Annotated in this window: 7 protein-coding genes; all 7 read right to left on the bottom strand. The window is 35.1% G+C overall.

The features are described from left to right. Positions 1-32 precede the first annotated feature (32 nt). The 7 genes from ACO05S_RS13695 to ACO05S_RS13665 all read right to left on the bottom strand — a co-directional run bounded on the left by ACO05S_RS13695 (position 33) and on the right by ACO05S_RS13665 (position 13678). Entirely contained in the window at positions 33-1502 is a 1470-nt protein-coding gene (locus ACO05S_RS13695) for a RagB/SusD family nutrient uptake outer membrane protein (RefSeq protein WP_421918573.1), read from the bottom strand. Between the two features lie 10 nt (positions 1503-1512). Continuing rightward, complete coding sequence (locus ACO05S_RS13690) at positions 1513-4929, bottom strand: SusC/RagA family TonB-linked outer membrane protein (RefSeq protein WP_421918572.1); 3417 nt, start codon at positions 4927-4929, stop codon at positions 1513-1515. 86 nt (positions 4930-5015) lie between these two features. After that, positions 5016-6227: a FecR family protein gene (locus ACO05S_RS13685; protein ID WP_421918571.1), complete on the bottom strand. Its 1212-nt coding sequence runs from the start codon at positions 6225-6227 to the stop codon at positions 5016-5018. 239 nt (positions 6228-6466) lie between these two features. Then, complete coding sequence (locus tag ACO05S_RS13680) at positions 6467-7021, bottom strand: RNA polymerase sigma factor (RefSeq protein ID WP_421918570.1); 555 nt, start codon at positions 7019-7021, stop codon at positions 6467-6469. A gap of 1259 nt (positions 7022-8280) precedes the next feature. Continuing rightward, positions 8281-9939 (bottom strand): trypsin-like peptidase domain-containing protein, encoded by a 1659-nt coding sequence (locus ACO05S_RS13675; protein WP_421918569.1) that lies wholly within the window; start codon positions 9937-9939, stop codon positions 8281-8283. A 23-nt stretch (positions 9940-9962) separates the two neighbouring features. Continuing rightward, positions 9963-11342 carry a TlpA family protein disulfide reductase gene (locus ACO05S_RS13670; RefSeq protein WP_421918568.1) on the bottom strand — a complete coding sequence of 460 codons (1380 nt, stop codon included), beginning with the start codon at positions 11340-11342 and terminating at the stop codon, positions 9963-9965. A 32-nt stretch (positions 11343-11374) separates the two neighbouring features. Further along, positions 11375-13678 carry a Gldg family protein gene (locus ACO05S_RS13665; protein ID WP_421918567.1) on the bottom strand — a complete coding sequence of 768 codons (2304 nt, stop codon included), beginning with the start codon at positions 13676-13678 and terminating at the stop codon, positions 11375-11377. Between the last annotated feature and the right edge of the window lie 3 nt (positions 13679-13681).

Genomic DNA, 13681 nt, shown 5'->3' with positions numbered 1-13681 from the left:
AATTTACATGTTCGTTTCATCTGTTTAAAATTTTAATTATCAATATTGCCGTATTCTCTTTCACTTTCCGGTAGTGGCAACTTGTAGGCTCCTTCAGGCAGTGTAATTGTCCCTACATCATTCATGGCAGGTATTGATTCTAAACCAAGCCTTTTATACCTATAAAATAACTGACCTTCGATATAGGTCTCTTTTCTAAATTCTTTTTCAAGCATTGTACCTGCATCCGAAACAGTAAGTAAATCAGGATCTGCAATCTGATAGTCGCGTTTATCCTGAATGGTTTGGATAATAGAAATAGCTTCAGCATAGTTATCTTTTAACTCATGCTCAGCCACAATTAACATCATTTCGGTAATACGAACCAAGGGGACAGATTGAATCTTTGGTTCTCTAACATTAACACCTGCTTTTGTAGAAATCTGGTCGTATTTACTTGGTACATTAAAATAACCTTGCTCATTCTTATGCCATAAGTATAAATATCTCCAATCATTGGCTCCAAAACCAGAAGCTTCAAATAATGAACTTGAAAACTCAACATCTGCAATTCCTGCGTTATAAGAAACTTCTTCTTCATCACCAAAATACGAATTATAATAGGTATTTAACTTATTCACGTTTAAAGCACAAACCAACTCTGGTTCAAATAGAGTCTTTTTTCCTAATTGTACTTCGTAATGCGTTAAATCCTCGACTACTGTCCAATTCCATGTATATTCATCTATCACCTGTTGGGCTAAATTTGAAGCTGTTTGTGTATCACCCATTGTCAAATGCACTCTTGCTTTAAGAGCTATAACTGCATAATAATTCAGATGTCTAAGTCTGTCTTCCAATTCAAAGAAATCACCATCATATGCACTACCTGTTACTACAGGATCCGATTCGACTAATAGTTTTTCAGCCTCGCTAATATCATCCAAAATGTAGGTGTACACCTTCTCAGCACTTAAATGCTTAAAACGAACTCTATCAAACTTGTTAGCATAAGGTATTTGAGGAGATTCTCCTGCATCTTCATAAGCATCACCAAATAATCTGATCAGGTCGAAATGCAAATAAGCCCTAATCGCATAAGCTTCGCCTTTAATCAGATTGTAATCTTCAGTTGGCATTTTTTCTTTAATAGCATCAATATTATCAATAATTGCATTCGTATTTGCTATTGCATTATACATGCCATGCCAAATATTATCTTTAATCGTTTTGCCTTGAGTTGATTCATAAGTATAATGTATAAATGGGCGTTGGTTCCAGTCCTGACGTGTATAGTAATTTTGTGCAAGATCTGCAATTGCTCCATAGACAAGATGGTGTCCGTATAATTCAGGGCTTACCATTTTAACATACACCCCATTCAACATCTCAACCAAACCTCTTGGCGTACTCACCTGATCAACAAGATCCACTTCTGTTTCAGGCTTTACATCCAACCAATCACTACATGCTGTAAATGAAAGGCCTAAAATTAGTATATAAATAAATTTCATTTTTTTCATTGTTCAATTTTTAAAAGTTAGCACGTAATCCTACTGTAAATGATCGTTCAAACGGATAATCTAATCCTCGTTCTCTTTCAATGGTAGAAATGTAGAATAATTCATTTGTTAAAAGAGATATCCTTAATGATTCTAAACCTAATTTCTTTGTAAAAGAGTTGTTCATTAAATAATTAATATTTAACGAACTAAATCGGATGTAATTATTTTTCTGAACAAACCTTGAACTACTTGGGGTTTTTTCATTAAATGCCCCTGTTTGGAAATCATGATTCGTCTTGTATTTCACAATATCTCCCGGCTCTAACCAAGCTTCGTTTAAAGCTCTGCGATCTACATTATATACCTTAGAGGAGTTTTCAATTTTATCCACAAGCGTACGATTATAAGCATCACTTCCAAATGAGTAAGAAAAAGTCATACCTATATTTAAGTTTTTATACCTGAATTGTGTTCCAAAGTTACCCAGTAAGTCAGGTGCAGTATTTCCCACTATAACCTGATCATCCGGGTTATAAACATCAGTAATACCTCCATCTTTTGTCATAAATATCTCTTTACCGGTTGCCGGATCAATACCCAATGATCTGACAGCCCAAATTGCCGTTGTAGATCCTCCCTCTTCAAAACGAACTAAAAAATCATGAGATGCTTCGGCATACCTTAGATCGGCTCCCAGACCTGTTTGTTGTTCTTTAGATAAACCCGCATCATCGGCATAATCATTGTAACCACTTAAATTATCGTTAATTGAAAGTAGTTTCGTTCTATCATGATAACCATTTACATTTACCGACCACGTTATATCATTCTTTCGTATCAAATTAGCCCTTGCAGAAAATTCAAATCCTTTTACTTCCATTTCTCCTAAGTTATCAGCAAAGCTTAAAAATCCTGTTGATGGAGGTGTAGTAATATCAGATACCATATCAACGGTCTCATTCTTAAAATAATTAAAAGTAAAGTCAAATCGGTTAAACAATCCGAAATCTGTACCTATATCTAAGGTATTGGTTGTCTGCCATACCAAACTTTCGTTTCCCAACCCAATTATAGAAGTTGGCAAACCACCCAGGTATCTGTTATCGGCATCATAAGTCACCATATCTTTCGCCTGATAGGGCGAGAAGTTAACAGTACCCCTTTGCCCATAATTGGCTTTTATTCTTAACCTGTTAAACAAACCGTTATCTTTAAGAAAGTTTTCTTCGTGTACATTCCAACCCAATCCAAAACCATAGAATCCTGCAAATTTATTCTTTGTACCAAATGCCGAAGATCCATTCCAATTGTAGGTTATATCGCAAAGATACCTGTCCTTAAAAGAATAGTTGATGTTTCCAGCCATGTTAAAAGTCCTTGATGATCCTTCATTAGAGGTTGGAAGCCCGCCAATCTCGTATCCTGAAGCAAATGCAGGGTTTGATAAATTACTGGAAGCAAAACCCTGGGCGCTAAACCCTAAAACATTGTAAGAACTTTCACTTAAACTATTAATCAAAGAAGCATTGATAATATGTCCATTAAAAGTTTTATTATAATTCAGCTGTGCTCTTGCTTCCCATCTCTCATCTACACGATGTGTATACCTATATTCTCCTTTTTCCAGAGGGTTTATGCCATTTCTTGCATACACAAACGAATCTGGCGATTTAAACCAGGTATCTTCACTTGTCTTGTATGAATAGGATACCTTTGCAATAAATCTAAGTGCATCCGTCATCCGCCAATCGAACTGTAAGTTGTCTGTTATATCGGTATATTTTGATTTGTCGACATTCCCAACAGTTGCTTCCTGCATGGGGTTTCTAAATCCAAATGAGCGTTCTGTATCATCATAATAGGTATATGAAAATTTCTCTAACAGCTCCCCATATTCATCACGCATAGGAAAATAGTCAGGTATTCTTGTATATTCCAAGAAACTACCATAAGGTGATTCTTTAGCGTAATTTCTGTTTACGGTCAACTGGTTTCGAAACCTTATCTTATCATTCAAATTATAATTTAAAGCAATTGCTATGCCTGCATTACGCCTGTATGAATCCTTCATAACACCCGGGTTACTACTGTAGTTCAAATCAATATTGTACAGCATTTTTTCGCTACCACCCGTAAGATTTAGATAATGCTTCTGTTTAACTGTATTTCTAAGTGGTTGCGACATCCAATCGGTATTAACACCACTGGCGAGGTTTCTTTCTATTTGAACTGCTTTATAATCCCACTCCGCTCCGTCTACATTATAAATGTTCAATTTTTTCTGTAGCTCAAACAATTCCGATCCGTCAAGCATATTGTATGAAGACAAGTCGGGAAAAGAAAAGCCAATATTGGTATTGTAGCTAACCTGCAGCTTACCACTTTTAGGTCGTTTTGTTGTAATTACAATAACACCGTTTGCTGCTTTTGATCCATATTGTGCGGTAGCTGCGGCATCTTTCAAAATGGTTACTGAACTCACCCTGTTCATGTCCATGTCAAGTACTTTTTCCATGGTCGTTTCAAAACCATCAAGAATAAAAGTAGGAAGGTTAGGATCACCAATCAGATTTTCCCTGCTTATTTCACCAAAACCACCTGTATTTAAAACAGAAGTTCCACGCAACCTTAATTCAGGCATGTTGTTTGGGTTAGATCCGGCCAAATTATTCTCGGTGATATTTAAAGACGGATCTACAAGAACCAAGCTTTGAATTACATTCTCCACACCTTTCTCCATCAGTTCCTCACCCGAAACAGTTGTTGCGGTACCTGTAAAACTTTGTTTTCTACGCTCGTACAGACCTGTAACAATTACGTCATCCAGCTTTGTTTCAGCCTCTTCCATCACAACGTTCAATTCTGCTTGACCTTCAAATCGAACCTCGTGATTAAGCATTCCTACGAACGAGAACACCAAAACATCACCTTCAGAAACTTTAATTTGATAAACACCATCCATATTGGTAGAAGTACCTGTGTATGTTCCTTTAATAATAACAGAAACACCTGGAAGCTCCATCCCATTTTTGTCGGTCACTTTTCCTTTGATGGATTTTTGTTGTTGTTCTTGATTATCAGGAATCAACTCTTTCTTTTTGATTAACACATAATCATCCACGATCTGGTACTCCAAATTAGCTTGTTCACACACATCATTCAATGCTTCTTCCAAACTCATATTATCGAAGTCGACCTTTACAGTTACAGAATTGTCCACCTCCTCTTCGTTGTACATAAAGTAGACGCCTGTTTGTTTCTTAAATTCTTTAAAAACTTCACGTACACTTGCTTGTCCTTCTTGCATTTTTACCTGTTGACCAAGCATTACACTTGCCGACAGCTGCAAAGAACAAACCAGTACTAAAAACACACTTATTTTCATAGCACGTAGAATTTTCCGAACAGGTGCAGATAAATGCACCCTTTTTTCGAGTTTTTTCATAATTTAGGGTTGAGGTTACTAAATACCATTGCGCCAACAATGGTGTTAACTATCACTAGCAGGAAGTACGCCAATACTTCCTGTTTTTATTTTGTTTTTTTTCTCACTACAACATAATCATCCTTTATTGCAAAATCAACATCAGCTACACGGCTAATCAGCTGCAATGTATATTCAAATGAATTGTCTCTTTTAACGGCTCCTGTAAATCTAATATTTTTATACTGTGCTTCTTCAAAAAAAAATTTAACATTGTACCATCTGTTCAGTTGAGTCATGATGTACTCTAACTCCGTATTCTCAAATTCATATACACCATCTATCCACGAGGTATATAATTTTGTATCCACTGCCTTTACATCAATTGCGCTTCTCCCCCTGATTACCATAGATTGGTAAGCTGGCTCCAAAACTGTACTATTCCCAAGGTTGTTTACTCTTACACTACCTTCTACCAAAGTAGTGGCAATGTATTCCTGATCGTTGTAGGCAGAAATATTAAACTTGGTACCCAATGCCTTTACCTCGGTATCATGTGCATATACTGTAAATGGTGCGTTTTTATTTTGAGCCACATCAAAATATGCCTCCCCTTTTAGGAACACTTCCCTTTTGTCGTTAGCAAATTGTATTGGAAATCGCAATTCAGAATCTGCATTAAGAAAAACCACTGTACCATCAATTAATATCAATTGATACTCTCCCCCCTTAGGTACAACTACCGTGTTGTATAGTATCTTGGACTGTTTTCTTTCAACAGTCTCTGTATTATCGGTCTCGTAGCTTATGCTATTGGTCGAATCCTTATAAATTTTTGTGCCATCCAATTCAGATAATTCTAACTCCTTATTTTTCTCTAAATTAACAACAGAACCATTTGCCATTTTTAAGAAAGCTTTTCCTCTGTCAACATCTACCAATTCCTCAAAATTATAATTCGCTGTATAATCAATATTCTTAATGCTACGTTGCACCAAGTAAGTTCCAACAATTGCAAAAATTGCTATGGCAGCAGCATAAGGAATCCAGGATTTGAACCTATTAAGTTTTGATTTACGAGATATTGGAATTGATTTACGAATTCTTGAATTGATTTTATTCCAAGCGTCACCCTCATTTACCTGATTTATGAAAGCTACAGAACGAGTCTTTTTGTAAGTTTTGTAATATCGTACAAATATCTTCTTGCTTTCGGGATCATTCATGATCTGTATTAATTCGGCTCTCTTCTCAGCCGACAGCTCTCCCTTGCTGTAGTCTAAGGCCAAGTTGATAATATATACTTCGTTCTGATTCATTTGTCGCAATTTAAATAGCTTTTTCGAGTGCGCTTACATTAGTATGATTCAAAAAATTGCTCATGGGTGACAAGAGTTAAAAAAAAAGATCAGTTTTTTAAACATGCGCATGTAACAAGCTATAAATTAAGCACAAAAGAAGCCTAAAACGTAGAACGAGTCTTAAACAAGTCTGGAAGGAGTCTAGAAAACATTGAAATGCAATATAGTTGACAACTGACACAGATTGCTCTTTTCATTTATGATGCGATAAGTATCAGAATTATAACATCAAGCGATGAACGCAGTTGTTTTAAGGCTCTGGAAAAATGAGTTTTTACGGTATTTCGTGATACATTTAATTCAACAGCTACTTCATCGTATTTGCAGTTGCCAAATATGATTAGTTCAAATACTTTGCGACTTTGAGTTGGAAGTTTTTCAATTTCTTTATAGATGCTCTGCTTTTTTTCTTCCAATTCTTCAAGATCTACAACATCATCTTCAAACAGATCAAACTCATCATCTAATTCCTCAAGATGAAATCTTTTTTCCTTTCTAATACGATTGATGGCATTATTTCGAACCGAAGTAAACAAATAAGATTTTAATGAGCTATTTAAATTATCTATGCGCTTGTTTTCCCAAAAACCAATAAAAATATCCTGAACCAAATCTTCGGCCTGATCGAAAGAATCAATATACTTTAGTGCAAATACACACATTGGAGTGTAGTACAGATCAAACATCTGACGCAAACCAGACTCATCGCCTTTCTTTAATGTCTGTATGATTATTTGCTCCTGATTTTTCATATTAGTGGTTCAAATATAGATGTTTTATCTGAAAAGATAATTTATTAATCGGTTACAAAATTGAATTTATACTTTGTTCCGAGAGTAAAAAAAGAGCAGTCACTCTCCATTGAGGCTGCCCATCGCATAATTAACTGTTCTGTTACCAGTACTATTGGCATGATTTTAAATGTTTATGTTTCGAAACATATACTAACGATACGCTTTATCAACACGCAAATTTCAAAAGTGGGTGAAGCTCGGGCGCTCTGAATTAAGGATCGACACAGTTTGCTAAATAACGTGAATTCGACTTAAAATAGTCCCCGATAGTTCCTGCAAATGAAACAAAAGCAGTGGTTTTTGATACAAAAGAAGCTGCGGACACAATTAAACCTTCCGAAATCGTAATCAACACAACATGCAGAGCAATCAAATGCAAGTGCGAACAGAACAAATGCAATGGTTTTTGATACAAAACAAGCTGCGGACACAATTAAACCATCTGAAATCGAAATCAACACAACATGCAGAGCAATCAAATGCAAGTGCGAACAGAACAAATGCAGTGGTTTTTGATACAAAACAAGCTGCGGACACAATTAATTAAACAGTCTCAAATCAACACAACATGCAGAGCATTCAAATGCTAGTGCGAACAGAACAAAAGCAGTGGTTTTTGATACAAAACAAGCTGCGGACACAATTAAACCATCTGAAATCGAAATCAACACAACATGCAGAGCAATCAAATGCAAGTGCGAACAGAACAAAAGCAGCGGTTTTCTAAAAATCACAAAAAATTTGTAGAGATTTTAGCAAAAACAAGTTAGAATCCTTTGGCTATTCAACTGGTATTGCACTGATTGTAAACCAAAAGTTTCTGTATGCAGTATATTGAATAATTGATACTGCGTAATTGATTTGACATTTTAAGAATCAAAATGATTTGTATTTTATTCTCCTATTGATTGTTTACAATTTGATGGTGAAAATACAAATCAATACAAAAAGAATTAATGATTGCAAGAAAATAGATTGGTTTACCAGATGTTTTGAAATGTAATTTGTATAAACGGGAATACTGCCTTAGGCCCTTTTTTAAATTACGAAAGCAAATTTCTGGATTTTAAAGAAACCAACGCTTGTTTGTAAAGTTCTCTTTTCAAACGCTTGTGAAAATAAGTGCTTTTCTGGCATAGATTATATACACAGAAAGCAGTAAAAAAGAAGAAATCTTTTTTACTGCTTTAATTGGATAGTAAACTTTCTCTGTGGCCTCACTTATCCGTTTCATGTTTTTGCAAATATGTATCAAGCAATTTTTTAACTTCATAAATTGGGATTGCAAAAGAACAGGTTCGATTTTCTTTGGCAATATTTATCCCAACCACATCACCATCTAAATTAATTACCGGCGTGCCTGCGTCGTCATAAACCAATGGCATATCATGTGTGAAAACTGCTGATAGACCATCTGCCCAATTATGCCCATTTTTACCATTTTTAAACCGAGGTCTCCAAAATGTATTTTTTATGAGTGTTGCATCAAAATTCAATTCTTCACCATCTCGTTCAAGGCTAAAACTTATAATCTGATTCGGTTTAGTTGCTTCCATCCACTTATAAAAACTTTGCAAATCAGCAATTGAATCCTGTCCCATTTTAAGCAATCTGTCACCTTTCTTTACGCCCACATTGTAAGCAGGGCTATAGCCAACTACCTGCTCAACCTCTAATCCATCTTTGAACTTAAGTCCTAAAAAGCCATATGGAGGGGATTTCTCAGGAATCTTTCGGGTTTGTACACCTACTACTCCTGCATACCTGATACTATCTTTATAATCTATCGTTGCTACAAAATCACCTGGTTTCAACTGATCCTGAAAACTCATATTAAGAGGTTTTAAATTATTTTTTTCAACCTTAATAAGTGCAAGATCATTCTCAATAAACCGATGTATAACTTTAGCTTCAACCCATTCTTTATCTGGCAAATAGCATTCTATATTTTCATTTCCTACGATAGATGATTTTGCTACAATGTAACCATCTGAATGAATAATGCTTCCACTTACAAGCGATTTTTGTTTGTTTTTATTACTTCGGACAAGAACAATCGAATGAGCAGTCTCATTCTTAAGCTTGTTGAACACCTCTTTAAAACCTTTAGATCCACCATCAATGGCGTTGACCTCATTCTTAATTCTTGGTGTATACAAACCATGACCACTAGAGCTTTCATAATCTAAAGAAGAAAGAATGTTAAAAACCTCTCCAGCGAGTAGTTTATGCCAATTCCTTTTCACATAACCAATATTTGTGTAAAAGTTAAATTCAGTTTTTATATTATTGAAACTGCACAAGCCTACAACTTCTCCTTTAATATCGAACAAAGGTCCTCCGGAATCTCCGGGATTCATGATGCAAGTAGTTTGAAAGAAATAATTATCAGCCAATAGCTCATAAAACCCCATACGTAGTACAGCCGGACGGTTTTCTTCTCGACCACCGGGATGCCCAAGCATGAAACAAATATTGTTTTCACCAAAGGTATCTGTATTGCCAATTTTTGAGTACTGCCAAGTGCCTTCATCAACAATCTTCAATAAGGCATAATCATTGATTTCATCCCTACCCAGTATCTTTGCCTTAAGTTCTCTTCCATCGTATAACTGTATATCCGTATAAATACTATCACCGAACTCTTCAATGAGCCCCTCTACTACGTGAGCTGCAGTTAGAATGTAGCCATCTTCCGAAACAATAACACCTGTTCCTTTTGTTATCAGAACAGTACTTTTCAGCATTCGATCATAATTTTCAATTAATTGTTTTTCAAATGATATAGCCTTAGTGTAATTATCATCAATATCTGCTTGAGCTTGCGTATATAATGTTAGAACACTGAGAAATCCCAAAAAGCACATTGTTTTCATTAACATAGACTTAATTTAAAAGTTTACAACAAAACATTAAACAATTCTCGAACTTTTGGAGATGAAGGTCTGGGAGCATTCGCATCAACAATCTTTCCTTCTTTGTCAAGTAAAATAAAACGAGGTATTCCTTTTACTTTATAAGCTTTAACAAATTCTTTATCCTCTCCAATATGCAATTGAATTCCTCCCAGTTCTTTTTCTTTTACCATCGACTTCCACTTTTCTAAATCATCAGGAAAATCGGTAGAAATACTCACAAAATAAATGTCTTTACCAGCATAAGCATGTTCGAGCTTTTGCAAAAATGGAATTTCCCTCTTGCACGGACCGCACCATGTGGCCCACAGGTCGATATAGACATATTTTCCTTTCAGGCTTTCTAAGGAAACCATTTTACCGTTTACATCTTTAAAATTGAATGTAGGAGATGGCATCCCTTTTTCTGTTATCAAAAATGGTTTAATGAAAGAATTAAATCTATCCATAGCTTGCGGAGTATCTGCAAAGGTTTTTTCAAAAACGTCTCTCATTTCTTTGGTACCATCAATACCGTGATTTTCAACACATTCATACGCATATTTCCATATCAACATTCTTGTTAGCGGCCTGATATTTAAACTATCTGCATAATTAACGGCTTTAGTATACACTTTTGCCTTAGTATCTGTATTTCGCGATGAAATAAGGAAAACTGCATCTTTAATATATTGTAAGCTATACTCATTGAATGCAGATTCTTCATTATTTTCAATTATAGATTCGATTTTTTGATAATAAGCATCTCCATAATTTACAATATATCCTTTTCGCATTTTTTCGAAAGCAAACCCCAGAAATGAGTTACCAACGGTATTTTTGATGTATGAAGAAAGCTGTTCTTTGTATTTTACACCTGTCCCAAGCTTATCAATCTTTTTCAATTCATTATTTATGACCTCATCAAAACGTACAGCTAATTCATCGGATGATTTTGCTCTATCCTCTATACTAAAGGGTGCCAATTGACTTTCCGAAATATCAATCTGATAGTTCAGCAAAAACTCATTGATCCCTCCATCGTCACATTTAATAGCCACAGGAAAGCCTATTTTACCCATTACTCCGTTATGACTGGCTTTCGCATCAAACTCAATATTGATTTCTTTTCCGGGAATCAGTAATAAATCAACTACTAATAATGAACCCATATATTTAAACCTGCCCCAGCTTGTTTCTGAAATATCCAGATCAAGACTTGCCTTATGTTCTTCATTAAGATTGAAATTATGAGAAGTACCGTTAACAATCAATAATGTTTGTTTTCCCTTATGGTTATTGATGTTTACATTTACTTTTACCTGTTCGGCATATATTTGAATGCTTAAACAAACAGCGAATATCAGTAATCCTATTTTTTTCATTGTTGTATAATTTTTTATAATTAAATGTTCAACTACATCCTTTTGCGTTTAATAAGTATAATACACCCAAAACTTAAAATTGAGAGAGGTATCAATACCCAAAAGATGAGTTTTATAATAGTTAGGCCAGATAAACCGATTGTAACACTAGTATCGGTTCCAGCAATATTAACGGTTTTAGGAGGCAGCAATGAATTTGTAAACCATTTGGGTACAATTTCAGTGATTAGTGAAAAATTGGAATGACTCCCTGTTCTTGAAGCAGTTTCACTCCCTTTTTGAGTAATAAAATCTGCATCACTAAAAATTATTATTTTTTGTTGCTTACCGTTTATTTCTCTAACCAGGTCAATTCCTAAAGCAAACGACTCTTTCTTCTCTCCAAGCTCAGGATTATATTTTACCATTTGTAGATTAGTCATTTTCTCAGCTTCCATCCAGGTATAGTCTTGCTTAGTTCTTATGGATGGTGTCACTTTAAATCCTTTAATTTCCTCATATTTCAAAGCTGTAGCACCAGGAAAACCAATTTTAATGGAACCTCCGTATTCCTCCAATGAAAATTCACTATTTATACCATAAGTATGATTCATATAGCCCGTAATCAAATCTGGAGCATGTTTTACTGCATCATCGTTGTAAATTACTCCAGGCAACAACTCAACACCAAGATATGAGAGTAAGGGATTTAGGCTTCCCCGGTGTTCAGGTTCACCTGCAATTATTAAGTTTCCTCCCCTATCAACATAATTATGTATCACTGTCATTTCTTCTTCTGAATAAGCAGAAGTTGGATCGGCAATAACCAGAATGTCAACATCTTCAGAGATAGCATTCCGGGGATCAACCTCCCTAATTTCAAAGCCCTGATTAATAAGTGACCCTCGGAGTTTTCTGTGAGTAAAGAAATAACCCCAATTATCTTTTCTGTCATAGCTATTAGTATAAGCTCGCTCCCCATTTCCGGTTAAAAATGCGACCTGGCAGCAAGAATCAGCCAAATTCAAAAAGGCTGCTGTCCATTCTTGCTCTTTTGCAAGGTCATTAGAACTATACTGTATAGGAATTATAGCCCTCCTGTCTTTATATTCTAGTACACGAACCGACATATTATTAGCCAATGTTTTCAAATCAATCTTGTCTTTCAATTCACCTGAGGTTACAACATCTTTCCCCAGCTTCATCTTATGCTGATTTAAGGCTTTCTCAATATTTTTCTGACCAAGTTCATTCAAATCTTCAAACTTACCATCAATTGGGACATACATAATATAATCCACATTCATATCAGGTAAAAAGCGTCTGTAGGATTCCAATATAGATTTATCCAACATCTGAGACTTAGGAATTAACCATGCGTAATCACCACCTGATATATTTGCATAATTGGTCATTTTTATTTGCTCACCATCAAGTTGTTCTAGTACATTTTGTAACCTTGTCCCAATAGTATTGGATTGATTCCGTGTAACATCTTTGTAATAGGTATATTTTGGGTGGGTTAAAATATATCCTATCGCAGCAATACATAAAATTACTCCAAACATTTTTAGTCTTGATATCATTTTTTCTCTTGACGACAATCTGTTTAAATTGAGTTTAAACCAGGTTAATGATAAAAACAAGATGATTATCATTAAAAAGTAAGCAATATCGCCAGTGGTTATGAGGCCCATTAAGGTTATTCTTGTGTGCTGTGATAATGAAAACCAATAGAATATATCACGGGCAACGGGTACTTCCCTAACCAAACTCAGCATTAAATCTAAAAAGCCCAGGATAGCTATTGTAACAATAACATCAACAACCGGGTAGTGCGATAAAGAAGAAACATAAAGTCCAATGGCAGCATAAGCTGCAGCCATTAAGAAAAGAATTAACAAACCTGATAAAACAATATTAAAATCGGCATTTTCGATATAAAACATTGTATAAAAAGCTCCAATAAAAGCGATAAACATTAAAAGAAAAACATACACCAAAATGGCTAGATATTTTCCAGCAATAATCGAACGAATTCTTATCGGTGATGAATATAAAAGTTTTATGGAACCACTATGATTTTCCCTGCTAATGATACCCATGGTTAGCAATGGGATAAAAACAAATAAGGTTGTTCGAATTAATCTAAAATACCCTGAATCTCCATCCACAAGGAATGACAGTGTTTGACCAGAGCCTTCTTCATAAAAAAGCTGTAGTAAAAAAGTTTCCTCAAGAAAACCAAAAAGAGAAATTCCACATAATAATGAAAAAACAAATAATACGATCCAGGCTATTGGAGAAAAAAACAAAGTACTAAGCTCCAACTTTGCAATTCTGACTAACTTATTCATACG

The organism is Marinifilum sp. (assembly GCF_965230805.1).
Taxonomy (GTDB): Bacteria; Bacteroidota; Bacteroidia; order Bacteroidales; family Marinifilaceae; genus Marinifilum.
This window is presented reverse-complemented; position numbering and strand designations above follow the sequence as displayed.

Excerpts from the sequence above, each read along its gene's own strand:
- ACO05S_RS13690 (WP_421918572.1), bottom strand. The coding sequence starts at position 4,929 with ATGAAAAAACTCGAAAAAAGGGTGCATTTATCTGCACCTGTTCGGAAA.
- ACO05S_RS13675 (WP_421918569.1), bottom strand. The coding sequence starts at position 9,939 with ATGAAAACAATGTGCTTTTTGGGATTTCTCAGTGTTCTAACATTATAT.
- ACO05S_RS13695 (WP_421918573.1), bottom strand. The coding sequence starts at position 1,502 with ATGAAAAAAATGAAATTTATTTATATACTAATTTTAGGCCTTTCATTT.
- ACO05S_RS13665 (WP_421918567.1), bottom strand. The coding sequence starts at position 13,678 with ATGAATAAGTTAGTCAGAATTGCAAAGTTGGAGCTTAGTACTTTGTTT.
- ACO05S_RS13670 (WP_421918568.1), bottom strand. The coding sequence starts at position 11,342 with ATGAAAAAAATAGGATTACTGATATTCGCTGTTTGTTTAAGCATTCAA.
- ACO05S_RS13685 (WP_421918571.1), bottom strand. The coding sequence starts at position 6,227 with ATGAATCAGAACGAAGTATATATTATCAACTTGGCCTTAGACTACAGC.
- ACO05S_RS13680 (WP_421918570.1), bottom strand. The coding sequence starts at position 7,021 with ATGAAAAATCAGGAGCAAATAATCATACAGACATTAAAGAAAGGCGAT.